The sequence below is a fragment of the Deltaproteobacteria bacterium genome, assembly GCA_003696105.1.
Classification (GTDB): Bacteria; Myxococcota_A; Polyangia; order Haliangiales; family J016; genus J016.
Genome location: RFGE01000124.1, coordinates 1 through 23,578 on the forward strand (window position 1 = coordinate 1; position 23,578 = coordinate 23,578).

Consider the following 23,578-nt stretch of genomic DNA (forward strand, 5'->3'; position numbering starts at 1 on the left):
ACGTCCGTGACCGCCGCGGGGTAGGCGTACAGCGTCCGGACCGCCATCACCAGCCACACCACCGCGGTCGGCGCGCTCAACGCGACCGCGCGCGCGACATTCCGCCTGTCCTTCGACATGCTCGGACTCCTTGCCACGTTCGGGCTGAAGGGGGGCGCGACGCGGACCGTCGCGGCTTGCCGCGCATGCTACCCAATTGCCGCGCGCCGTGTCAACCCCCGGCGCGCCGCATCGATCCTGCGCGCTGTTCGCGCGCGTGCGCGAGCCGCCAACGACCGGCGAGCCGCGCCGGTTCGGTCGACGGCGCGCGGCGCGGACCGGACCGGACCGTTCGGTCAGCGCGCCTCGATCAGGTCGAACAGCGCGCGCCGCGCCTCGACCCACCGCGCTCCGTCGCGCGGCCACGCGGGCGCACCGCGAGTGCCCGCGTCGGTGAAGCCGCGCCCGATCAGACCGCGCGCCACGCGGTCGGCGGACGCCGCGTCCACCCGCCGCGCGAGCGCGAGATAGCCGGCGTCCTGGATGCCGCGCCGCCACTGCTTGAGCCGGATCGACGGAAGCACGCCGGCAAACCCGAGGGACGTGTCCGGGTACCGCGGCTGCCGCCCGGGGTAGACGAGCACGCCGTCGCCGTTGGCGACGTCGCCGTCGTCGTTGTGAAACGTGATCGCGCGCGTCCACGGGTCGTACGGGCCGCGGCCGCCGCGGTTGTCGTCGTCCCAGAACACCGACTCCCAATAGAACCATCGCTCGACGCCGTACACGGCCTGCAACCACGCGTTGGCGCGCAACGACAGGGGATCGCCATCGGTGAGAAACGAGCCGGTGCGCGGCAGCCGGCCGTTGTAGACCCACACGCGTTTGCCGCCGGCGATCGCGGTGGCGGCGAGCGCCGGGTCGTACGTCCACGACGGCACGATCGCCAGGTCGACCGGCTGCGCCGCCGGCGGCCGGTCACAGGTGTGCGCCACCAGCAGCCGGCGCACCGCCGGCACGGCGCTGCGGTCCAACAGCGCGCGCCACCGCGGTGCGCGATCGCTGTCGCACTGCTCGTCGACGGCGTAGACGAACGCGTCGCGGCCGGCGAGCAACCCGTCGCGGTCGAGCGCGGTGACGGCGGCTTCGACCGCGGCGAGCGCGCGCGGTCCCGGCTCGCCGAGCGAGCCGTAGGTCCCGATCGCGATCACGTCCTGGCCGCGGCCGGCGCCGGGGCCGCGGTAGCCGCGCGCGGCGGTGAACAGCTCGCCCGACAGCTGCGGCGCGCGCTCCGCGGCTTCCGCGGCCGAATTGATGCGGAACACCGGCGTGATGTGATGCCGGTGCACGAGTTGCAAATACTGCGCGATCGCGGCATCGCCTGCGCGGCGCCGGATCGCGTCGGGGTGGTAGACCAGCATCGTCTTGACGGCGGCGTACGGGAGCCGGTGCCGGCCGACGCGCACGCGCACCGGGATGTCCGCCAGCGGCGCGCCGGCGGCCGCGACGCGCACGGTGCCGCGGTAGTCGCCGGCGGGCGCGTCGTCGGCCAGCGCGAGATCGATCCAGACGAGGCGGTGCTCTCCCGGTTGTACCGTCATCGGATAGTCGCACCACGCGGGGGCCAGGTCGACCGGGATGAGCGGGTCGGGCACGAGGCCGCGGTTGCCGCGGTCGGGAGGCCGTGCGCCGGGGTACCAGCCGAGCGATTCGGCCGGATCCCGCCCGTGCGATCGTGGCTCCACGACCAGGTCGTGCACGACGAATCGCTCGATCGGGCGGCCGGACGCGGGGGCGGCCCCGACCGGATTGCGCAGGCCGGGCGCGCCGTCGGGGCCGTCGAGCCGCTCGAGGTCGACGGTCACGCTCGCGAGGCCCCCGGCGGGCGCCGTGATCCCGACCTGCAACGCGATCGTCTCGCCCGGCAGCGCGAACAGATCGACCGCACCGCCCGGCGCCCACACCGGGTTGCCCTCGCCCGCAAACTCGGGGCGCGGCCCGTCGCGCCGGCCGACGCGCACGCTGTCGTCGACCACCCACACCTGCGCCGCCGCCGGCACCGGCGGGGCGGGCTGCCGCCACGCGCGATCCGGCTCGCCCGGCCGCCCCCGCCCGCAGCTCGCGGCGACGGCGGCGGCGACGGCGGCGTTAGTTGCGGCGCGAACGAACCGCATCTTCCACGATGGTGGCGAGGTCCGAGCGGCGCGGGCGCCAGCCGAGCCGCTCGGCCGCCGCGCGCGCGTCGGCGACGAGCGCGGTCGGGTCGCCCGCCCGCCGCGCCGCCACCCCGTGCGGCACCGGCGCGCCGAGCACGTCGCCGGCCGCGTCGATCACCTCGCGCACGGAGCTGCCGCGCCCGGTGCCGAGGTTGACCGGCCCGATCGTCTCGCCTGCCGCGAGCCGCTCGAGCGCGCGCAGGTGGGCGTCGGCCAGATCGCACACGTGCACGTAGTCGCGAATGCACGTGCCGTCGGGCGTGTCGTAGTCGTCGCCGAAAATCGAGATCGGCCCGCGCCGGCCGAGCCCCGCGTCGACGACGAGGGGAATGAGATGCGTCTCCGGGTCGTGGGCCTCGACCAGCGTGCCGTCCGGCCGCGCGCCGGCCGCGTTGAAGTAGCGCGGCGCGCACCAGCGCAGCCCGTGCGCCGCCGAATAGCCGGCGAGCGCGTGCTCGAACGCGAGCTTCGACGCGCCGTACGGGTTGATCGGCTCGGTGCGCGCGGTCTCGGGGATCGGCACCGCGCGCGGCTCGCCGTAGACCGCCGCGGTCGACGAAAACACGAACGACTCCACGCCCGCGGCGACCGCGGCGTCGAGCAGGCGCAGCGCCCGAACGAAGTTGACGTCGAAGTACAAACCCGGGTTCCGCACGGATTCGCCGACCTCGATCTTGCCGGCGAAGTGGACGATCGCCTCGGGCCGATGGCGCGCGAGCAGATCAGCGACCCGCTCCGCATCCCCGACGCAGCCGACGACGACCTCGACGGCGTCGGGCAGTCGCGGTCGCCCGGCGGCCGACTGGTCGTCGAGCACGACGACGCGAAGCCCCGCGTCGGCGGCGGCCCACACGAAATGCGAGCCGACGAAGCCGAGCCCGCCCGTGACGAGAACGGTCATCACGCCCCCTCCATAGCACTCATCGACGCCCCCGCGACACGCGCCGCGGCCGCGGCCGTGCGGTCGACCGGCGCATCACCGCCCCGTTCCCGGGCCGGGCCACCCGGCGAGCCGCGCCGCCAGCACCCACAGCGCCATTCCCTTGCGGTAGCAGTTGAAGCAGTGCGTGTGGCTCCACTCGCTGCACTTGCGACACGTGTCGCCGCAGCAGCCTCCCGGCGCGGCCGGACCGCAGTCGTGCACCGCGCACCACGACTCGCACCATTCGCACCGGTCGGTGCCGTCGGCGTGGAGCTGCCCGCTCGGGTCGCGCAGCTCCATGTCCTCGACGTCGAACAGCACCTTGCCGCGCTCGATCGCGTAGCGGCGAATCTGGTCGTTGCGGGCGCGCATGTGCCCGTCCGGGTCGCGCCAGGTCGGTGCGGGGCCGGTCGCGTACACGAATCGCACCGACGGAAAGTCGCGCTCGAGTTGCTCCATCTTCGCGAGGTACTCGGTCGCGACGTGCCGCTCGTCGACCTTGTCGGGCTTGCCGAGCCAGCTGCTCCACGCCCACAGAACCACGTTGTAGTCGCCGCGCGCGAGCGCCGCGCGCGTGGCCGGCTCCCACGCCGGCGTGTCCGGCCGCGGATCGAGGGACGAGTAAAACGGGTGCAGGAACCGATCGCCGTACGCGTAGCGGCCGTCGCTGGCAGCGAGCAGATCGAGCCCGTGGATGACCTGGTCGCCGTGCGACAGCCGGCCGTAGAAGATGCGCAGGTGGGATCGCGCCGCGTCGAGCCAGCGGTCGTCGATGGCGCCGAACTCGGCGATCGCGCGCCCGTCGACCACGAACGCCGGCGGCGCGGCGCCCGGCCCCGCCGGCGGCCCGGCGCCCGGGTCCGCGACCGGCGTCGGGCGCGGCCCGCGCCGGCCGCCCGCGCCGTCGGCACACGCGGCGGCCGTCGCGACGGCACACGCGGCAGCCGCGAGCCAAAACCGGGGGCGGGACGCGCGAGCGATCATCGCGCCTGCAATCTACACCACGCGCGGCGCGCGCGGGCGACAACGGACGCGCGCCGCAGCCGCGACGCGCATCGCACGCGAAAAAAAGGGCGGCCCGCAGGGGCCGCCCCGTTCGCGTAACGACGGCTCGATTAGCGGACGTGGACCTCCGCGCGGTTCGACTCGGTGCCCGCTCCGGCGCCGCGCACGCGCAACGTGTAGTCGCCGGGCGCCAGGCCCGCCGGGATGTCCACGGTGATGCCGCCCTCGGGCAGCCACTGCCGCACCGCGAGGGTGCCGCCGAGCGAGGCGGCGTCCGCGAGCTCGACGACGCGTGCGCCCTCGAGGCCGAAGACGCCGGGGATGTACAGCGGCGCGCCGCGCGTCGCCACCAGCCGCGGCGCGTCGATCCGAGCGCGGAACGTGGCGTCGCCGCCGATCTGCACGAAGCCGACGGTGCGGCTGGCTCCCTGCCACGCGAACGCGACCGCGTCCACCGCCGTCGTGCCGTCCGACCAGCGCAGCGCGAGCGCGCCGTCCCCGGGGCGGAAGAACCGGCCGGTGCCGGCCCGCGGCCCGGTGTTGCCGTCGCGGTCCGGACCGTGGAACAGGCGGACGCCGAAGATGTGCTCGATCGCCGGATCGGAATCGGCCTGGAACCGGATGTCGGCCGGGGACAGATCGGCCTTCAGGTTGACGAGCCAGACCGCCATGCCGTCGTCGGCCACGTCCGAATCGTACGCGCCGTCGGTCGAGCGCGCTTCGAGCACGAAGAACTCGCGGGTGCCGCGCGCGGGATCGAACAGGATGACGGGACGTTTGCCCTCGTAGCCGTAGGTGCCGAACGCGCCGGGGGTGTACAGCGTCTCCACCGTGGCCGGCTGGCCGATGGCGACCACGCGCGGGCGGATCCAGCCCCAGTGCATCTTGTGCCACGCGTCGAACTGGAAGCTCCGGGTGTCGTTGCTCCCGGTGCAGGTGGCGGCGGCCGTCGACGCCGCGGCGTTCCACCGCGCCCCCGGACCGTAGATGTCCCACATGGTCAGTTGATGCGCGATCTCGTGCGCGATGGTGGTCAGGTTGGCCAACTCCCCCACGAAGCTGACGCTCGACAGGCACACGTTGGCGCTCGCGCCGGCGGGGCGCACGCACGACACCGGGCGGGTCTGCCCGCAGCCCTGGCCGTCTTTGTTCACCACGACGACCGTGAGTTCGTCAGACGTCACCGTGCCGTCGCCGTTCCGGTCGTACCGGTCGAAGGCAAAGCCGGCCGCGGCGGCCGCCTGGATCGCGCTGGCGTCGTTGGCGGTCGGCGTGACGACCTGCACGACGCCGGCCTGGGCGAACGTGAACTTCCCGTACGAGTTGGCGCGGAAGAACCCCGGGATCGTCTTTGGTCCGGGGCCGAAGACCAGCTGGCGGTAGAAGGCCGCTCCCTGGCTGGTCGCCGGCACGATCGCCGACGCGGTGCGGACGATGACGAGCAGCGGCCGCGTCCCCTCGACCGGGTTGCGGTTGTACCCGAACGCCTCGGGCTCGGGTGTCGTCTCCATCCAGAAGCCGGGCGGGAAGATGTAGCCGAGCGTGCGCCAGCGCCGGTAGCCGGCCTCGTCCCACGTGGGGTCGGCGGTGGCGGCGTAGTCGTCGCTGCTGTAGACGAAGTCGAGCGCGACCGTGCCGGCCAGCGGCGTGTCGGCCGCGTAGCCCTCGAGCCGCACGCGGCGATAGCCGGCGCGCGTCAGCCAGCCGTCGGAGCTCGTGCCCGCCACCAGGACGTTGTCGCGCCGCGCGCCGTTCCACCACAGGTACAGCGGCGTGGTGTCGAGAGGCTGCGGGCCGTCGGGCCGCCACACTCGCCCTTCGACGCGGACGAACTGGTAGTCGGGGCTGCGGGTGTCCCCCGGGCTGCCCGCCCACGCCGCCTGGGTCGTGGTGAAGTAGTCGCGACGGCTCGGGCTGTACCAGGTGTACAGCGTCGCGAGTTGCGAGCTGCTCGGCGCGACGGTGCTCGCTTCGGCCTCGTCGCCCAGCGACTCGCCGTCGAGCGCGACCTCCGGGGATAGACAGCCCGCGCCCACCTGGAGCGCAATCGGAATGAACACTGCGTGGAAGAGCTTCATGTCCGTCAACGTGCCGCGGCCCCGGGCCGCGCACCATTCGCACAATCATGCGAGGGCGCGGCCGGCGAGCGCGGTCCGGGGCCCGCCCCGCCCGCGGTCGCGGGCCGGCCGCCCCGATCCGCCGGCCGCCGGCGGCGCGAGGCTGGGGCAGTCGTCGGGTAACGGCGTGATCTGCGTTACCGCCGCACGCGCCCGCCGTGGTAAACACCGGGGCGCGCGGGCCCCGGTTGCCCCCGGACGCGCGCCCCTTCCCGCCTACCCCTGCCACGGATACCGCACGCATGTTCTCCGCCAGCGTCCTCCATCTCGACCCGGCTGCCGAAGTCGCGCGCATCACGGAGGCCATTCGCCGCCAGGTCCGCGGCGAGCTGCGCCGCCGCGGCGCCGTGCTCGGCCTGTCCGGCGGCATCGACAGCTCGGTCGTCGCCGCCCTGTGCGCGCGCGCCCTCGGCGCCGACAAGGTCCTCGGGCTGTTCATGCCCGAGCGCGACTCGTCGCCCGACTCGCTTCGCCTCGGCCGCATGGCCGCGTCCGCGATCGGCATCGAGGCGATCGTCGAGGACATCTCGCCTGCGCTCGAGGGCATCGGTTGCTACCAGCGCCAGCAGGAGGCGATCCGGCAGGTGTTCCCGGACTACGGCGACGGGTGGAAGTGCAAGATCACGCTGCCGTCGATCCTGGACCGCCAGCGGCTCAACGTGTTCCGGCTCACGGTCGAACGCCCCGACGGCGAACGCCGCACCGAACGCATGCCGCTCGGCGCCTACTTGCAGCTCGTCGCGGCGACCAACTTCAAGCAGCGCGTGCGCAAGATGACCGAGTACTACCACGCCGACCGACTCAACTACGCGGTCGCCGGCACGCCGAACCGGCTCGAGTACGACCAGGGCTTCTTCGTCAAGCAGGGCGACGGGACGGCGGACTTCAAGCCGATCGCCCACCTGTACAAGACGCAGGTCTACCAGCTCGCCGAGTACCTCGGCATTCCCGACGAGATCCGCGCCGCGCCGCCGACCACCGACACCTATTCGCTCGAGCAGACGCAAGAGGAGTTCTACTTCGCGCTGCCGTACGACCGCATGGACCTGTGTCTGTACGCGTACAACCACGGCATCCCGGCGGCGGAGGTCGCCGGTGCGGTGCAGCTCACGCCGGAACAGGTCGACCGGGTGTATCGCGACATCGCGGCCAAGCGGCGCGCGACGCGGTACATGCACCAGCCGCCGCTGTTGGTCGAGCCGATCGAGGGCGTCGCGGCCGCCGGCGCGGGCGCGGCCCCGGAGGCGGGGCACTAGCCGCGATGTGCGGCATCGCGGGGATCGCGAGTCGCCGCGGCGCGAGTCCGCCGCCGCCGCGCGACGCGCTCGTGCGGATGGCGCTCGCCCTGCGCCACCGGGGCCCCGACGAGATGGGCGTGTTCCGCGACCGTCGCTGCGGCCTGGCGCACGCGCGGCTGTCGATCATCGACCTGGCCACCGGCCAGCAGCCGATGGGCACGGCCGACGGGCGCTACTGGATCGCGTTCAACGGCGAGATCTTCAACTACGTCGAGCTGCGCGACGAGCTCGTCGCCGCCGGGCGCGCGTTCCGCACCCGCAGCGACACCGAGGTCATCCTGCACGCGTACGCGGAGTGGGGACTCGACGCGTTCGAGCGGTTGAACGGCCAGTGGGCGATCGCGCTGTGGGACCGCGCGCGCCGCGAGCTGGTGCTGGCGCGCGACCGCGTCGGCATCCGGCCGCTGCACGTGTGCGAGCGCGGCGACCGCGTCTACTTCGCCAGCGAGGTCAAGGCGATCTTCGCCGCCGACCCGGCCATTCCGCGGGCGCTCGACCCGCGCGGTCTCGACCAGACGTTCACGTTTTGGAGCCCCGTGCCGCCCGACACGGCGTTCGCCGCCGTGCGCGAGGTGCGGCCGGGCCACGTTCGTGTCTACCGCGACGGCGACGTGGTCGAGCGGCCGTACGACGCGCCGCGGTTTCCGACCGGGCCCGGCGACGGGTATTCCGGCTCGCTCGACGAGGCGGTCGCCGCGGTGCGCGCGGCGCTCGAACGCGCGACGTCGCTGCGGATGTTGCGCGCCGACGTGCCGGTCGGCAGCTACCTGTCGGGAGGCCTCGACAGTTCGTTGGTCGCCGCGCTCGGCCGCAGAGCGATCGGCGACCGCTTTCACACGTTCTCGCTGCGATTTGCAGACGCCGAGTACGACGAGACCGAGTATCAACGGACGATGGTCGCCCGCCTCGGCAGCGACCATCACGAGATCGTGGTGTCGCGGCGCGACGTGGCCGACGTGTTCCCGGCGGTCGTCGCGCACACCGAGCGCCCCGTGCTGCGAACCGCTCCCGCGCCGCTGTTCTTGCTGTCGCGGCTCGTGCGCGATACGGGCATCAAGGTCGTCCTCACCGGCGAGGGCGCCGACGAGATGTTCGCGGGGTACGACCTGTTTCGCGAGGGCGTCGTCCGCCGCTTCTGGGCGCGCCAGCCCCAGTCGAGGCTGCGCCCGTTGCTGCTGCAAAAGTTGTATCCGTACCTGGCGCGGTCGCCGGTGTCGCAGCAGGCGATGGCGCGCCGGTTCTTCGGCCGCAATCTCGACCGCTGGCGCGAGCCCGACTTCACTCACGACACCCGGTGGCACACCACCAGCGGGCTCAAGCGGTTGTTTTCCGCCGACCTGCGCGCGGCGCTCGCCGGGGTCGACGCGGTCGCCGAACTCCTCGCCGACCTGCCGCCGGAGTTTTCGCGGTGGTCGTATCTCGCGCGCGATCAGTACCTCGAGATTCGCACCCTGCTGGCCGGCTATCTGCTGTGCTCCCAGGGCGACCGAATGCTGATGGCCCACTCGGTCGAGGGCCGCTTTCCGTTTCTCGACCCCGACGTCGTCGCGCTGGCCCACTCGCTGCCGCCGGAGTACAAGCTGCGCGTGCTCGACGAAAAGCACGTGCTCAAGCGGGCGGCAGCCGACCTCGTGCCCGCGGCGATCCGGACGCGCCCGAAGCAGCCGTACCGCGCACCGGACGCGCTGGCGTTCGTCGGCGACGGCGCGCTTCCCGACTACGCGGCCGAGTGCTTGAGCGAGCGCGCCATCGTCGAGGCCGGCGTGTTCGACCCGAAGGCGATCGCGCAGCTCGTCGGCAAGTGCGTGCAACGCGCGGGCGCCGGCCAGTTCTCCAACGCGGACAACATGGCGATCGTCGGCGTGCTGTCGACGCAGCTTCTGCACGAGTGCCTGGTGCGCGCGGCGCCCGACGCCGGCGACCCGGACGCGGCGGTGCTCACGACCGACGTATCGATCGATTCCGACGACGTGGACCCATCGGCGGCCGCCGGACCGGCGCGCCGCGACTGCGGAGGACACCGATGACGACGCTCGAGTTGCACGGCGCAGTGCCTCAACTGCACGACTACATCTTGCGCGCGGCGCGCCAGTGGCCCGACAAGGTGGCGGTCGTCTACGGCGACGACCGCGCGACGTTCGCCGACCTCGACGCGCGATCCAACGCGCTGGCGCACGCGCTCGCCGCTCGCGGCGTCGACCGCGGCGACCGCGTGATCGTGTTCGCCGACAACACCATCGAGACGGCCGTGGCGTTTTGGGCCGTGCTCAAGGCGAATGCGGTCGTGTCGGTCGTCAATCCGCTCACCAAGGCGGACAAGCTGCGCTACCTGGTCGACGACTGCCGTGCGGCCGCGTTGATCACGGACGCCCACCTGCGGCGGGTGTTCGAGCCGGCGGTGGCGCAGGCCAAGTCCGTAAAGACCGTGATCGTGTCGGGCGATTACCCGGCCGGCGCCCTCGCGTCGCTGCCGGGCGGCGTCGCGTGGGCCGACGCGCTCGCCAGCGGCGACCCCGGAGCACCACCGGAGCGGCGCAACCACGAACTCGATCTGGCGTCCATCATCTACACCTCCGGGTCGACCGGCGAACCCAAGGGCGTGATGCTCACGCACCGCAACATGCTCACCGCGGCGACGTCCGTCGGCACGTACCTGGAGATCGCCGAATCGGACGTGATCCTGTGCGCCCTGCCGCTGGCGTTCGACTACGGCCTGTACCAGATGATCATGGCCGCGCGCTGGGGTGCGCGCCTGGTGCTCGAACGCAGCTTCGCGTTTCCCGCCAAGGTGCTGGCCAAGATGGCCGCGGAGCGCGTCACGGTGTTTCCGGGCGTGCCGACCATCTTCGCGTTGCTCGCGCAGTTCAAGCACATCGATCGCTACGACCTGTCCGCGATCCGCGCGGTGACCAACACGGCCGCCGCCCTGCCGGTCAAGCACATCACCATGCTGCGAGAGATGTTTCCCCAGGCGAAGATCTTTTCGATGTACGGGCTCACCGAGTGCAAGCGATGCAGTTACTTGCCGCCCGAGCTGATCGACGTCAAACCCGACAGCGTCGGGATCGCGATCCCGAACACGGAGCTGTGGATCGTCGACGACGACGGCAACCGCGTCGGCCCCGGCGTGGTCGGCCAGCTCGTCGTGCGCGGCGCAACCGTGATGCGGGGCTACTGGGAAAAGCCGGAGGCGACCGCGAAGAAGCTGCGGCTGGGGCCGCTGCCGGGCGAGACCGTGCTGTACACCGGCGACTATTGCAAGATGGACGAAGACGGCCACCTGTACTTCGTCGGCCGCATGGACGACGTCATCAAGTCGCGCGGCGAGAAGGTCGCGCCGAAGGAGGTCGAGCAAGCGCTGTACGCGATCGAGGGCGTTCAGGAGGCGGCGGTGATCGGCGTGCCCGACGACATCCTCGGCCAGGCGATCAAGGCGTTCGTCGTGGTCGCGGACGGCGTGCCCCGCGACCCGCGCTGGATCCAGCGCGAGTGCCAAAAGCGCCTCGAGAACTTCATGGTGCCCAAGTACGTCGAGTTTCGCGACGCGCTGCCCAAGGGCGCGACCGGCAAGATTCAGAAAACGGAGCTGGCATGACCGCGGTCGACCACGAACACAAACGCGCGGCCGAGCAGGAATTGCGGCGGCGACTCGCGGACGCGGGCGCCGACAACCCGGAGCGCGAGGCGGCTCGACTCGCGCGGGCGGTCGACGCGCGGCCCGACCTCGACGTCGACGCCGTGATCGCGCAGCGCGCGCGCGGCGTGCCGCTCGGGATGATCCTCGGCACCGAGGAGTTCATGGGCATCGAGCTGGAAGTGGCCGCCGGCGCGCTCGTTCCGCGCGAGGAGACCGAGTTGCTGGGCCGCACGGCGGTCGCCCGGCTGCAGGAGCTGGAGCCCGGGCGCGCGCCGCGGGTGATCGACATGTGCTGCGGCAGTGGCAACCTGGCAGTGGCGATCGCCGTCCACGTCCCGGCCGCGCGCGTGTGGGCGGCCGACCTCACCGAACCGTGCGTGGCGCTCGCGCGCCGCAACGCCGCGCGCGCGGGCGTCGCCGACCGCGTCGAGGTCGTGCAGGGCGACCTGTTCGAGCCGCTGCGCGACCGCGGCCTCGAGGGCACGATCGACCTCGTCGTGTGCAACCCGCCGTACATCTCGACGTCGCGACTGGAAAAGGGCGACCGCCGCGCGCTGCTCGATCACGAGCCACGCGAGGCGTTCGACGGCGGCCCGTTCGGGCTGTCGATCCAGCAGCGCGTCGTCAAGGTGGCGGCTGACTTCTTGCGGCCGGGCGGCTGGCTGATGTTCGAGTTCGGCCTCGGCCAGGATCGCCAGATGACCGCGCTGTTTCGCCGGGCGCGGGTCTACGACCACATCGCGACCGTCCCCGACCCGGACGGCAACCCCCGCGTCGCCGTCGCGTCGAAGAAACCCCTCTGACCCTTCTGCCGATCGGACCATGGACACCAAACAGCAGATCCGCGAGTTCATCACGTCGAACTTCTACGTCGCCGACCCCGGCGCGCTCACCGACGACGCGTCGTTGCTCGACGCGGGCATCATCGACTCCACCGGCGTCCTCGAGGTGATCGGATTCATCGAGGACACGTTTCAAGTCGAGGTCGACGACGAGGAGATGATTCCGGAAAACCTCGACTCGGTAAACGCGATCGCGGCGTTCGTGGAGCGCAAGCGCGCCGGGTGACGCCCGATCGCGGCGCCGCGCTCCGACCCCCGGCGGTGCGGGCGCCCCGCCGGCGGCGCGGTCTGCCACCGTGGACGGAACGATGGCGCGCCCCCGCACCGCCCATGGTAGGGTTGCGCCGTGTTGGTGTTCGCGCGCGAGGTGTACGTGTGTCTGTGTCCGACGGACGTGGCGCCGCGCAGCCCCGCCGAACTCGAGCTCGACGCGCCGGTTCGGTTTCGCCGCGGCGCCGCCGACGATCTGGCCCGCCTCGACCGCGACCACCACGACGACGCGCACCTGTCCGAGCTGGCCGAGCGGCTCGACCGGGGGGAATACTGGCTGCTCGCGGAGGTGGACGGCGAGGTCGTCGGCTACACGTGGCTGCACGCGCGGCCGACGGCGTCGTACCCGTCCCTGCCCGGCTGCACGATCGCGCTCGGCCCCGACACCGGCTACGGCTACGACGCGTGGACGGCGCCGTCTCACCGCGGCCGCGGCGTGCGGCGCGCCGGCTTCGTCGAGGAGCTGCGCGTGCTCGCCGGCTGGGGCAAGCGGTGGGAGGCGAGCTTCTTCGTCAAGCACCAGCTCGACGGCGCCACGCGGTCGCTCGCGGCCGCGGGCATCGCCGTGATGCCGATCTGGCGCATCTATCTGGCCGAGGACAGGACGCTCGCCGCCGAACAACTCGCGGAGTCCGACGCCGTGCGGCCGACGTTCGTAACCGCCGCGTAACGATGGCCGCCCTCGATCGGATCGTCGACGACCTGCTGCTGCGCGTCCGCCGCGGCGACTCCGCCGCGGCGCGCGCGGCGCGCGACGTGTATCGCTGGGCCTTGCGCTGGAACATGCCGGACACGCGCCTGACGCGGCCGCTGTTCGCGGCGCTGTATCGCGCGCACGACGGCTGGATCGCCGCGCGCGAGTTCGCGGCCGCCAAGCTGTTGATCGAGCCGATGGTGCGCGCGCGGTTCGACCGCGTCGGCGCCCGCCTGCACGTGACGTCGCTGCCGTACGTCGTCGGCCACGCGCGCATCGTGGTCGGCGACGACTGTCACTTCGGCTTGTTCTCGGTCAAGAGCGGGCGATTCTGCGACCGGCCGGAATTGATTTTCGGCAACCGCGTGTCGATCGGCCACGGCGTGCGCTTCGTGGTCAACCGGCGCGTCGCGATCGGCGATCGGGTCGGCATCGCCGCCGATTGCTGGATCGGCGACTCGGACGCCCATCCGACGGATCCGGACGCTCGCGCCGCGGGCGTGACCGAGCTACGCCCCGACGACATTCGCCCGGTGCGGATCGAAGACGACGTGTGGCTGGGGATCGGCGCCAAGGTGCTCAAGGGCGCAACGATCGGCCGCGCCGCCGTGGTCGCCGCCGGCAGCGTCGTCACCGGCGATGTTCCGGCCGGGGCGCTGGCGATGGGAGTCCCCGCGCGCATCCTGAAGCGACCCTGGTGAACGACATGACCGTCGACGCAACACATTCCGGTTCCGGCGGCACGCCGGACGCAAGCGATCTCGATCGCGTACGCGCGATCGTCGCCGGCATCGCCGGCCTGTCCGACCCGAGCGCGATCAACCCTCGCGCCGACCTGTACCGCGACGTCGGCGTCAAGTCGGTCCGCGCGCTCGACCTGCTGCTGTCGCTCGAAGACGCGTTCGGCGTCCAGATCCCGGACGAGGCGTTCGGCGACGCGCGCACGGTCGAGGCGCTCGCCGACCTCGTCCGCCGACTGCGCTAGGCGGCTGTGGCGCACGGCCACCGGCTGCGGTCGCGATCTGCGGGCGATCGTCGGCGTACGTCCTCGCGCCCTTCGGTTCCGTATGTGGATACGCGCCGTCGAGCGCTGCGGGCGTGCGCCGAACCTCGCCTCGCAGCTCGCAACCTCGCTGGCGCGCCGAGTTGCAACAGCCACTTAGCGGCTGTCCGGCCGCCTGCGACGGCCCCGTGCCACGCGCGCCGATCGAGCGGTCACAGACACGACAGATTGCGCGACGCCACGAACGCGCACACGGGCTCGGGCCAGCGCGCCGGGTCGAGGCCGTGTTGCGTCGCGAACGCGTAGACGAACCGCTCGACCCCGAACGCGGTGCAACCCGTGTCGGCCGGTTCGCCGCCCGCGAGCGACAGACCGAACGCGCTGCCAAAGAAATCGTGGTGGACGTTGAACGAGCCGAGCGCCAGCGGCCGGTCGCCGCCCGGGTCGTCCACCAGCAGCTCGAACTTGGTCTTGTTGGCGAGTTGGAAGTACGCCTGCGGGGCGAAGCGGTCGATGAAGAACGGGTCCGTCGCCGTCTCGATCCAGTAGCGCATACCGAGTTCGTCGAGCCAGCGCGTGACCCGGTCCACGCTGTCGGCGCGGGCTCGCGCGACGCGATCGCGATCGCCGATGAAGATGATCTCGCGCATGTGGAAGTCCCACAGGCGCGCCGCACAATCGAGCCGATCGCGTTCGTGGCGAAAGCAGTTGCCGATCGCGGTGGCGCAGACGAGCTCGCCGGGCGCCAGCCGCCGGCCTCGCACCGCCTCGTAGCAGTGAATGCACACCGTCGGACTGAGCACGTGGTCCGGCTCGGCGGCGCTGGCCAACCGCGATCCGCCGCCGGCGACACTGCGGCGGAAGGCGTCGATCGCCGCGGAATCGCCGCGCAAGGGCGGGGCGAGCGTGATGTGGTGCGGAAACGACTGCAGGTACTCGGCCCTCTCGAGCGTCTCGATCGAGATCAGCGTCGGGAACGCCGCGCGCGCCGCGCCGAACTCCGCCGCGATCGCCTCGAACTGCTCGTCGAAGTAGTCGTACAACGCGAGCGCGGGGCCCTGCAGCGCGACGCGCCCGGCGTCGAACGGGACGAGCCAGCGCCGGGCGATCAGATCGTCGAGCACCGGCCGGGACGGCGGGGCCGCCCGATCGCGCCGGTCGACCCACACCTCCGTCGGAACGCGAAACGCGCCGCGCGCGATCGCCGCGTACAGCTCGGCCAATCGCGCCTCGACCGCGGCGCCGTCGCCGCCCGGCCGCAGCCACACGTCGACGAACGCGCGCCCGGCCACATCCGGAGCGAACCGCTCGATGTCCGGCGAACAGTACGGCAGGCGGTCGACGAACGCGCGATACGCCGGCTCGGTCGCCGGCGACGGGAGCGCGAACCGAAACGATGGCGGACGCACCACGCCACGCTAGCAAACCGGCCGGCGCCGCTCAAACGCGCGGCCGGACGCCGCGCGGGCCGCGCGCCGTCCCGTGCGACCGCGCGCACGCGGACACAATGCAGTTGCATCCCGCCGCCGGGACCCACTACAGTCGCGACCGGGTGGCCGGACCGGAGGATCAGGAGGACTGAATGGACCCGAAGGACCGAGATCGCGACGTCATCGCCCCGCTGGGGACTCCCGGCGCGGCGCCGGCGGCAGCGACGCCGTCGACGGCGTCCGCGGACGCGGACGCTCCCGTGGCCGCCGCCCCGGTCGTCGCGCCGGCGCCGCCGTCGCTGCCGCTCGCCGCGATCGGGGCCGCGCTGGGCGCGGCCGCCGGCGGCCTGCTGTGGTTCGCGGTCGAGTACTTTCTTCACTTCCAGGTGGGGTGGATCGCGATCGGCTGCGGAGTCGCGGCCGGCTGGGTCGCAGCGGCGCTCGGTCGCGGTCACGCACCGGCGATCGGCCTGCTCGCGGCCGTGTTCGGTGCCCTCGGCGTGTTCGGCGGCAGCTATGCGAGCTTCCGCGCCCAGACGAGCGACGCGGCGCTGCGCGCCGAGGCGGCCAAGGTCGTGCCCGGCTACACGGAGGCGACGTCCGCCGAGCAGGACGCATTCATCGCGGGCGTGCGCGAAGCGGTCGACGAGCGCGGCTACGTCGGGTTCTTGATGGACGACACCAAATCGCTGGTGTGGATGGTGCTGTTCGGCGCGATCGGCCTGTACTACGGCTACCGGGTCGGCGCGGGCACGCCCCAGCCCTCGGCGTAGCGGATCGCGCATGGCGGTGTGCATGCTGTACACTGCCGCGCCATGCGACCGCTCGTCGACGTCGCGGCCGACCTGGGCATTTCGCCGGCCGCGCTGCAGCCCTATGGCAACTTCGCGGCCAAGGTCGATCCGGCCCGGATCGACGCGCCCGCCCCGGCCGCGCCGAAGCTGATCCTGGTGTCGGCGATCACGCCGACGCCGGCCGGCGAAGGCAAGACGACCACGACGATCGGCCTCGGGGACGCGCTCGCGCGCCTCGGTCACCGCGTGTGCATCGCGCTGCGCGAACCGTCGCTGGGCCCGTGCATGGGCATCAAGGGCGGCGGCACCGGCGGCGGCCGCGCCCAGGTCGTGCCGTCGGACCGCATCAACCTGCACTTCACCGGCGACTTCCACGCGATCACGTCGGCCCACAACCTGATCGCGGCCGTGCTCGACAACCACATCCACTTCGACCGCGAACCGGACATCGATCCGCGGCGCGTGCTGTGGCCGCGCGTGCTCGACATGAACGACCGCGCGCTGCGCCACATCGTGCTCGGACTCGGCGGCAAGGCCAACAGCATCCCGCGCGAAGGGGGCTTCGACATCACCGCCGCGTCGGAGTTGATGGCGATCCTGTGCCTGGCCGAGGACGCGGATGATTTGCGGCGCCGAATCGACCGGATTCTCGTCGCGTTCGCCCGCACCGGCGAGCCGGTGGCGGCCGCGGCCCTGCGCACCACCGGCGCCGCCCTCGCGCTGCTGCGCGACGCGATGTTCCCCAACCTCGTCCAGACCCTCGAGGGAACACCGGCGCTCGTCCACGGCGGCCCGTTCGCCAACATCGCGCACGGCTGCAACAGCGTGATCGCGACGAAGCTCGGCCTGCGGGTCGCCGACTGGGTGGTCACCGAGGCCGGGTTCGGCTTCGACCTCGGCGCCGAGAAGTTTTACGACATCAAGTGCCGCAGCGCGGGCCTCGACACCGCGGCCGTCGTGCTCGTCGCGTCCGTACGCGCGCTCAAACTCCACGGCGGCGTCGCGGTCGACGCCCTCGATCGCCCGAACCCGGACGCCGTCGACCGCGGCCTGCCCAACCTCGAAAAGCACATCGAGAACATCCACATGTTCACGGAGCTGCCGGTCGTCGCGCTCAACCGGTTCGGCGCCGACACCGATGAGGAGATCGACGTCGTCCGTCGGTTCTGCAGCGACCGCGGCATCGAGTTCGCGGTCGCCGAGCACTTCGACCGGGGCGCGGAGGGCGCGGTCGACCTCGCGCGCGCGGTCGTGCGCCAGGCCGAGCGCGATCAGACCCGGTTCCGCCCGCTGTACGAGCTGGCGCAGTCGGTGCCGGACAAGATCCGCGCGGTCGCGACGCGCATGTACGGAGCGTCCGACGTCGCCTTCACCAAGCAGGCCGAGCGCGACCTGGCCGACATCGCGCGGCTCGGCTACGACAAGCTGCCGGTGTGCATCGCGAAGACGCACAGCTCGCTGTCTGACGATCCCAAGCTGCGCGGCCGACCGCGCGACTTCGACGTGACCGTGCGCGCGATTCAGATCAACGCCGGAGCCGGCTTCCTGGTCGTGCTCACCGGCGACATCTTGCGCATGCCGGGGCTGCCGCGGACTCCGCGCGCCGAATCGATCGATCTTCACGGCCAGGACGTCGTGGGGCTGCAGTAGCGGCGGCGCGCGGCTGCGGCCGCGGCGGTGCCGAGCGCGATCGCCCGGTCCGGATCGCGCGCCAGCGCGGCGACGGCCTCGGCCAGCACGACCGGGTCGCGCGGCGGCACCAGCACGCCAGTCACGCCGGGCTCGACGTGGTCGACCAGCGCGCCCGCGGCCGTGGCCACGACCGCGCGGCCGCGGCACATCGCCTCCACCGCGGTGAGACCGAACGTCTCGAACCAGCTCGGCACGACCACGATCGACGCGCCGGCGTAGTGGCGCGCGAGGGCATCGCGGCCGAGCCAACCGACGAGTTCGGCCTGCGGCGCGCTCGCGGAAAACCGCGCGCGCCAGCGAGCATCGGCCCGCGGGTTTTCCGGGACGCCGCCGGCGACGACGAACCGAGCGCGCGGGCACGCGCGCGCGACGGCCGGAATCGCGGCGATCCACTCGGCGGTGCCGTTGACGTCGGAGAACCGCCCCGCGTACAGGATCGGGCCGCCACGGGCCGGGGGGCCGGCCGCCGCGAGCGCCGCCGCGCAGTCCGGCACCGGCAGCGCCGCGACCCGCAGGCGAGACGCACACTCCGGCACGTCGGCGGCCAGCGCGTCGGCCGCCGCGCGCGACGGCGCGATCACCTCGTCGGCGGCGCGAAGCAGCGCGCGCTGGGCGGCGACGCTGCGCGGTACGCTGCGGACGCCGCGCAGGGCGGCCTGCACCGCCTGGCACACGTGCGCCACGGCGACGACGCGCGCGCCGACGCGACGGCACGCGTCATCCACTTCGGACCACAGTGTGCCATGGTGTAGATACACCACATCTGGCGCGAACGCGACGATGCGCGCGCGCGCCTCGTCGGCCGAGGCCGCGCCGAGCACGCGGACGATCCAGCCGCCGGCCCCGTCCTGTCGCACGCGAGGGGCGACCGCGCCGGCCGCGCGCGCGCGATAGCCGTCGAAGGACACGACGCCGACGCACCAGCCGGCGTCCCGGTGGATCGCGACGATCGCGTCGACCGCGGTCGACATCCCGCCGATGCAGCGGGGCGGAAACCCGCGCGTAACGTGAACGACCCGCATCACACGTCGAGCCCGGCGAACGGATCGGCCGCGCCCGGCGGAAGCGGCGGCCCCGCGGCGACCGCGAACGCTTCGGTCGCGAGCAGCCGGTCCACCACGCCGGGCCACAGGAACGTGCGCGGATCGCCGCCGGCGAGCTGCGACGTGTGCGCCGCGAGCGCCGCGAGCTTGCGCGCGCGCACCGGCGCGACGTCGACCACGAGCTGCGGCGCGCGCGGAGTCGGCGGCAGCGGATCGACGACCGGCGACGGCCGCAGCCGCCGCAGCGCGGCCCATACCGGGGTGAGCAACCCGGTCGGAAACACCGCGTGCAGAACGCGCACACCGGGCCCGACCGCCTCGGCCACCCCGCGGCTCACGGCGATGTGGTCGCGGTGGCCGTAGCCGCCGTCCGGGCCGAAGGTGACCACGACGTCCGGCCGCGCGCCGGCGAGCCACCGGCGCGCGGCGAGCGCGACGTCGCCGGCGGTGACCGCGCCGTCCGGCAGCCCCCACACCGTCGGCGGCGCCGCGCCGATCGCGCGGCACGCGGCGGCCAGCTCGCGCACGCGCACCGCCGCGAGCGGCCCGGCCACCGGCTCTCGCGCGCGCCCCGCCTCCCCTCGCGTCGCGCACACCACGTCGACGCGCGCGCCGCGCAGGGCGGCGAGGGAGAGCAGTCCGGCGGCCGCAAACGACTCGTCGTCCGGGTGCGCCCAGATGCCCGCGATCCGCACCCGGCGCCTCACAGCGCCAACGCGATCGCCAGCGCGATCGTCGCGCCGGTGGCGTCGGCGAACAGCAGAGCGTCGAGCGTGAGCCCGAACGCCTGGAACCTGGCGCGCCACGGCGCGCGCCGGCGCACCCGCTCCGTCGGGAGCGCCGATTGGCGAAGTCGTTCGGCGAGGTCGTCGAACCGCGCCCAGTCGCGCGCCGCCACGTACCAGGCGCCGCCGCGCCGCGACACCATCGCCACCGCGTCGTCGTACACGATCGCGCGCGCGAGTCGGTCCGTCCCCATACGAAAGCCGTACTGGCTCCACCCCCAGCGCACGCCGTCGCGATCGATCCGCAGTCGCGCGGCGCGCACCGCGTAACCGACGGCGGCCACCCCCAGGAACAACACCGGGGCGGCGAGCAGAATCTCGACCCCCGGCTGAAACTTTCGCCGCCACGCGAGCGTCCACGTGAGAACCGCGACGGCGAACACGTAGTAGAAGATCGCCTTCGCGCGGCGGCGCGCCGCCGGCCGCGCCTCGAACTCGCCGGCCGCCGCGCCGGCGAACTCCACCCCGGGCGGCGCGTCGACGGCGCTCACCGGTCGGCCCCCTCGCGGCGCAGCGCGCGCTCGAGCGCCGCGCGGATGGCGCCGAGGCGGTCCGCGTCGTCGATCTTGCGCGGCGGCGTGCCCGCGGCGACGTAGAACGTGTCGGCCACGCGATTTCCCTCGGTAGCCACGCGCGACAGGAAGATATCGAGCCCCAACTCGGTGAGCGCGTTGGCGATCGTGTACAACACACCGACGCGGTCTTGGGTCACCACGTCGATGACCGTGTAGTCGTCAGACACGTCGTTGTCGATCGTGACCTGCGTCGGCACGGCCGGCTCGACCCGCGGCTTGAGCCCCGACGGTGGACGGCGGCGCGCGATGAGACGCCCCGCCTCGTCGACCCGCAGGCCGCGCTCGTCGAACAGCCCGCACAGGTCGGCGCGTACGCGGTCCCACCGCGGGTCGTCCTCCGGGATCGCGCGGCCCTGCGCGTCGCGCACGTAGAACACGTCGAGCGCCAGCGGATCGCCGCCGGGCGCGTCTCGCCGCGTGCCGACGACGGCGCCGAGAATGTCGATCCGGTGTGCCGCGAGCACGCCGGCGACCGCGGTGAGAAACCCCCGGGTGTCGCGGGACACGACCGCGGCTTCCGTGTGGCCGTGGCCCTTGCGGCGGTGAACCGACAGCTCCACCGGCGCGTCCGACCGCGCATACGCGCGCGCCAACCGGAAGTGCTCGACGATCTGCCGCTGGGCGAGCTGCGCGAAGTAGCGGTCCGGCAAGCCGGTAAAGAATGCGTCCACCTCGGCCTCGGTCCCGATCCCCTCGTCGACGACCTGCATGCGCACGAGTTCGCGCAGCCGCCGCGCCGCGCGCTCCGCGTCGCCGTCGGCCGCCGCGTCCCCGCCGCGCAGATACGCGCGCGCCTTGACGTACAGCTCGCGCAACAGCTGGCCCTTCCACTCGGTAAGGTTGCCCGGCGCGGTCATCGCGGTGTCACAAAACGTGAGCACGAACAGCTGCGACAGCGTCTCCTCGTCGCCGATGCGGTCGGCGAATCGTGCGATCATCGCGTCGTCGGACAGATCCCGGCGCTGCGACAGGTGCGCCATCGTGAGGTGCTCGCGCACGAGCAGCGCCGTGCGATCCACGTCCTCGGCGTCGACGCCGAGGCGCTCGGCGATCGCGCGGGCCAGTCGCGCCCCCTTCTCGGCGTGGCCCTTGCCGAGCGGCTTGCCGACGTCGTGCAGCAGCGTCGCCAGATACAACGACACCGGCCGGCGGACCGCCCGCACGGCCTCGGTCACCGTCGGCGCGCGGTCGGCCAACTCGCCGCGCGCGATCCGCTTGAGCAACGCCACCGCGTACAACTGATGCTGGTCCACCGTGTAGACGTGGTACAGGTCGTGCTGCACGCGGCACGTGCACGGCGCCCATTCCGGCATCAGCGAGTTCAAGATGCCGAGGCCGTGCATCTGTTCGAGCAGCGATGGGCGGCGGTGATCGCGCGGATCGATGAGCGCGTCGACGAACAGCCGCGAGGCCTCCCGATCGCCGGTGAGCAGGTCTGGACGTTGGGCGAGCCGCTCCGCGACGACATCGGCGGTGTGGGCATAGACGGGCATGTCCAGTTCGGCCGCGACGCGAAACAGCCGAACCATCTCCGACGGTCGCTGCGCAAATACGTCCGGATCCCGCGACGACAGCTTGCCATTGAATGCGACGAAGCTCGGATCGATGCGCGCGATGCGAGGGCGCCGGCGCGGCGGCACGAGCGCGTATTCGAGCACGCGCTCGGCGATCTGCGTGACGGCGCGCGCGTGCAGGTAGTAGTCGCGCATCAGCGCCTCGACCGCGGGCGCCACCGCCGGCCGCGCGTCGCCCTCCGGCAGCGTCGCGTCCGGATACAGCTCCGGCGCGATCGCCTCCTGCAACTCGAAGGTGAGCTGATCGGTCGCGCGCCCGGCCGCGAGCTGCACGCGCGCGCGCAGCTCGAGCAGCCGGTCGAGGGCGGCGGCCATCTGGCCCGCCTGGCGCGCCGACAACTCGCCCAGCGCGACCAGGTCGTCGAACGAGCGAACGCCCCACCGCGCCTGCGCCGCCCACAGAGCGGTCGCCAGGTCGCGCAGCGCGCCGATGCCCTGCTTGAGGTTCGGTTCGAGCAGGTACAAGGATGCGCCGAAGCGGTCGTGGCGCGCGCGCCGCTCGGCGGCGAGACGGTGGATGAAGTCGTTCGTGTTGCGGTCGCGCGCGACGGCGCGGGCGGTCGCGCGCGCCAGCTCGTCGGCGACAGCGCGGTCGCCGGCGAGCCAGCGCGCGTCGAGCAGCGCCGTCGCCGTGGGCAGGTCGTCGCGCGCGAGGCGGGCCGCGTCGCGCGGCGCGCGGATCGCGTGGCCGACCCGCCAGCCCGCGTCCCACATCGGGTAGAGCAGCGCGTCGGCGACCGCCCGCGGCGCGTCCGCCTCCGGCCGCGGCGCCAGCACGACGAAGTCGATGTCGGAAAAGGGGCACATCTGCTCGCGGCCCCACCCGCCGGTCGCGACCAACGCCAACCCCCGTGCCTCGGCGCCGGCGGCGCGCACCGCGTCGTCCCACAGCGCGCGAACCTCGTCGTCGTAGGCCCGCGACAGCGCACGGCATGCCGCGAGGCCGCCGGCCCCGGCGTCGAGCCGAGCCGCCACGCCGCGGCGAGCGCGGTCGATCGCCTCGCGCAGGCGTGCCGCGCGGTCGCGCGGCGCGGCGGGCGGGGCGATCGGGTCGGTCACGCGTCAGGTGTACACCGGCCGAACCGGCCGTCAAAGGTTTGACAACGCCTCTCGGCCTGGCGTAAGCCCCAGAAGCTATGGCCACCCTGGAGATCGGTCCCCTGACCAACTTCCTCGACGACGACGAGATCGCGGCGATCATGCGAGCGCTCGAGGAACACGGCGCGCCGGCGCTCGACGGCGACGGCGACGACGACGCGCACGTGATCGAGAGCAACATCGACGACGATCTGCTCGCCGACTTCCGCGATCAGCTCGAAGCCAACGACGCGGGCTGCGATATTTACTTGCCGGTCGAGTTCGAGGATGTCTTCGAGGCCGCCGGCTACACCATCGGCTCGGCGCCCGCGCTGCTGCTCGCGCTGGCGAACATGCAGGACGACATCGGCATCGACGAGGACGACGAGGACGACGACGACGTCGACGACGACGACTTCGATGACGACGACATCGGCCCCGAGCCGCTCGGGTTCGACGACGACGCGAATGCGATCGATCTCAAGGACCAGCACATGCGGCACCTGTGGCGCGCGTTTCACCGCGGCGCCAATGCCGCCATCCACCGCAACGTCCCCCTGTTCGTCCGGATGGACTGACCCGGCTTGCGCCGGACGGCTCGCCGCGAAACGTCGGCGGCGGTGGCGGT

At 72.9% G+C, this 23,578-nt stretch carries 17 protein-coding genes and 3 pseudogenes; 12 read left to right on the plus strand and 8 right to left on the minus strand.

Features of this window, described 5'->3' with window-relative positions; translation table 11 throughout:
- Positions 1-494: 494 nt before the first annotated feature.
- Positions 495-995, minus strand: a pseudogene (locus D6689_08425) (DUF4091 domain-containing protein).
- 512 nt (positions 996-1,507) lie between these two features.
- Between D6689_08425 and D6689_08430 the strand changes: the two are divergent.
- Positions 1,508-1,690 (plus strand): annotated as a pseudogene (locus D6689_08430) (hypothetical protein).
- A 434-nt stretch (positions 1,691-2,124) separates the two neighbouring features.
- Here the strand turns inward: D6689_08430 and galE are convergent.
- The 3 genes from galE to D6689_08445 form a co-directional block, all read right to left on the minus strand.
- Entirely contained in the window at positions 2,125-3,093 is a 969-nt protein-coding gene (gene galE, locus D6689_08435; GenBank protein RMH42307.1) for a UDP-glucose 4-epimerase GalE, read from the minus strand.
- A gap of 75 nt (positions 3,094-3,168) precedes the next feature.
- On the minus strand, positions 3,169-4,098 hold the full coding sequence (locus D6689_08440; GenBank protein RMH42308.1) for a hypothetical protein: 930 nt from the start codon (positions 4,096-4,098) through the stop codon (positions 3,169-3,171).
- Positions 4,099-4,229: 131 nt separating this feature from the next.
- Positions 4,230-6,197 (minus strand): hypothetical protein, encoded by a 1,968-nt coding sequence (locus D6689_08445; GenBank protein ID RMH42309.1) that lies wholly within the window; start codon positions 6,195-6,197, stop codon positions 4,230-4,232.
- A 281-nt stretch (positions 6,198-6,478) separates the two neighbouring features.
- On the opposite strand from D6689_08445, the gene nadE reads away from it, so the two are divergent.
- The 8 genes from nadE (at position 6,479) to D6689_08485 (ending at position 13,962) form a co-directional block, all read left to right on the plus strand.
- The gene (gene nadE, locus D6689_08450; protein ID RMH42310.1) at positions 6,479-7,492 is read left to right on the plus strand and encodes an NAD(+) synthase; all 1,014 of its coding nucleotides are present in this window, start codon (positions 6,479-6,481) and stop codon (positions 7,490-7,492) included.
- Between the two features lie 5 nt (positions 7,493-7,497).
- Positions 7,498-9,561 (plus strand): asparagine synthase (glutamine-hydrolyzing), encoded by a 2,064-nt coding sequence (gene asnB / locus D6689_08455; protein RMH42311.1) that lies wholly within the window; start codon positions 7,498-7,500, stop codon positions 9,559-9,561.
- A complete protein-coding gene (locus tag D6689_08460) occupies positions 9,558-11,129 on the plus strand; it encodes an AMP-dependent synthetase (protein RMH42312.1) in 1,572 nt (523 codons plus the stop codon). The genes asnB and D6689_08460 overlap by 4 nt, the downstream gene beginning before the upstream one ends.
- Positions 11,126-11,974, plus strand: coding sequence for a peptide chain release factor N(5)-glutamine methyltransferase (gene prmC, locus D6689_08465; protein RMH42313.1), 849 nt, complete (start codon positions 11,126-11,128; stop codon positions 11,972-11,974). Before D6689_08460 ends, prmC begins: the two co-directional genes overlap by 4 nt.
- 19 nt (positions 11,975-11,993) lie before the next feature.
- On the plus strand, positions 11,994-12,239 hold the full coding sequence (locus D6689_08470; protein RMH42314.1) for an acyl carrier protein: 246 nt from the start codon (positions 11,994-11,996) through the stop codon (positions 12,237-12,239).
- A gap of 120 nt (positions 12,240-12,359) precedes the next feature.
- Positions 12,360-12,953 (plus strand): GNAT family N-acetyltransferase, encoded by a 594-nt coding sequence (locus tag D6689_08475; protein ID RMH42315.1) that lies wholly within the window; start codon positions 12,360-12,362, stop codon positions 12,951-12,953.
- A 2-nt stretch (positions 12,954-12,955) separates the two neighbouring features.
- The gene (locus D6689_08480) at positions 12,956-13,678 is read left to right on the plus strand and encodes an acyltransferase (protein RMH42316.1); all 723 of its coding nucleotides are present in this window, start codon (positions 12,956-12,958) and stop codon (positions 13,676-13,678) included.
- Positions 13,675-13,962 carry an acyl carrier protein gene (locus D6689_08485; protein RMH42317.1) on the plus strand — a complete coding sequence of 96 codons (288 nt, stop codon included), beginning with the start codon at positions 13,675-13,677 and terminating at the stop codon, positions 13,960-13,962. The genes D6689_08480 and D6689_08485 overlap by 4 nt, the downstream gene beginning before the upstream one ends.
- Positions 13,963-14,192: 230 nt before the next feature.
- On the opposite strand, the gene D6689_08490 is transcribed toward D6689_08485, so the two are convergent.
- A complete protein-coding gene (locus D6689_08490; protein RMH42318.1) occupies positions 14,193-15,392 on the minus strand; it encodes a hypothetical protein in 1,200 nt (399 codons plus the stop codon).
- A gap of 221 nt (positions 15,393-15,613) precedes the next feature.
- On the opposite strand from D6689_08490, the pseudogene D6689_08495 reads away from it, so the two are divergent.
- Positions 15,614-15,703 (plus strand): annotated as a pseudogene (locus tag D6689_08495) (acetyl-CoA carboxylase biotin carboxyl carrier protein subunit).
- A gap of 522 nt (positions 15,704-16,225) precedes the next feature.
- Positions 16,226-17,854: a formate--tetrahydrofolate ligase gene (locus D6689_08500; protein ID RMH42319.1), complete on the plus strand. Its 1,629-nt coding sequence runs from the start codon at positions 16,226-16,228 to the stop codon at positions 17,852-17,854.
- On the opposite strand, the gene D6689_08505 is transcribed toward D6689_08500, so the two are convergent.
- From D6689_08505 to glnD, 3 genes are all read right to left on the minus strand, one after another.
- Complete coding sequence (locus D6689_08505) at positions 17,824-19,194, minus strand: glycosyltransferase (GenBank protein ID RMH42320.1); 1,371 nt, start codon at positions 19,192-19,194, stop codon at positions 17,824-17,826. The two genes, D6689_08500 and D6689_08505, sit on opposite strands and share 31 nt — an antisense overlap.
- Positions 18,918-20,084 carry a PIG-L family deacetylase gene (locus tag D6689_08510; protein RMH42321.1) on the minus strand — a complete coding sequence of 389 codons (1,167 nt, stop codon included), beginning with the start codon at positions 20,082-20,084 and terminating at the stop codon, positions 18,918-18,920. Before D6689_08510 ends, D6689_08505 begins: the two co-directional genes overlap by 277 nt.
- A gap of 127 nt (positions 20,085-20,211) precedes the next feature.
- Positions 20,212-22,932: a [protein-PII] uridylyltransferase gene (gene glnD, locus D6689_08515; protein ID RMH42322.1), complete on the minus strand. Its 2,721-nt coding sequence runs from the start codon at positions 22,930-22,932 to the stop codon at positions 20,212-20,214.
- Positions 22,933-23,009: 77 nt separating this feature from the next.
- Between glnD and D6689_08520 the strand changes: the two genes are divergently transcribed.
- Entirely contained in the window at positions 23,010-23,528 is a 519-nt protein-coding gene (locus tag D6689_08520; GenBank protein RMH42323.1) for a hypothetical protein, read from the plus strand.
- Positions 23,529-23,578 lie beyond the last annotated feature (50 nt).

Bases quoted from the DNA above. Each gene is read 5' to 3' on its own strand.
- D6689_08505 (RMH42320.1), bottom strand. From the start codon at position 19,194: ATGGGCCGCGCTGCGGCGGCTGCGGCCGTCGCCGGTCGTCGATCCGCT.
- D6689_08480 (RMH42316.1), top strand. From the start codon at position 12,956: ATGGCCGCCCTCGATCGGATCGTCGACGACCTGCTGCTGCGCGTCCGC.
- D6689_08520 (RMH42323.1), top strand. From the start codon at position 23,010: ATGGCCACCCTGGAGATCGGTCCCCTGACCAACTTCCTCGACGACGAC.
- D6689_08460 (RMH42312.1), top strand. From the start codon at position 9,558: ATGACGACGCTCGAGTTGCACGGCGCAGTGCCTCAACTGCACGACTAC.
- galE (RMH42307.1), bottom strand. From the start codon at position 3,093: ATGACCGTTCTCGTCACGGGCGGGCTCGGCTTCGTCGGCTCGCATTTC.
- asnB (RMH42311.1), top strand. From the start codon at position 7,498: ATGTGCGGCATCGCGGGGATCGCGAGTCGCCGCGGCGCGAGTCCGCCG.
- prmC (RMH42313.1), top strand. From the start codon at position 11,126: ATGACCGCGGTCGACCACGAACACAAACGCGCGGCCGAGCAGGAATTG.
- D6689_08500 (RMH42319.1), top strand. From the start codon at position 16,226: ATGCGACCGCTCGTCGACGTCGCGGCCGACCTGGGCATTTCGCCGGCC.
- nadE (RMH42310.1), top strand. From the start codon at position 6,479: ATGTTCTCCGCCAGCGTCCTCCATCTCGACCCGGCTGCCGAAGTCGCG.
- D6689_08445 (RMH42309.1), bottom strand. From the start codon at position 6,197: ATGAAGCTCTTCCACGCAGTGTTCATTCCGATTGCGCTCCAGGTGGGC.
- D6689_08440 (RMH42308.1), bottom strand. From the start codon at position 4,098: ATGATCGCTCGCGCGTCCCGCCCCCGGTTTTGGCTCGCGGCTGCCGCG.
- D6689_08470 (RMH42314.1), top strand. From the start codon at position 11,994: ATGGACACCAAACAGCAGATCCGCGAGTTCATCACGTCGAACTTCTAC.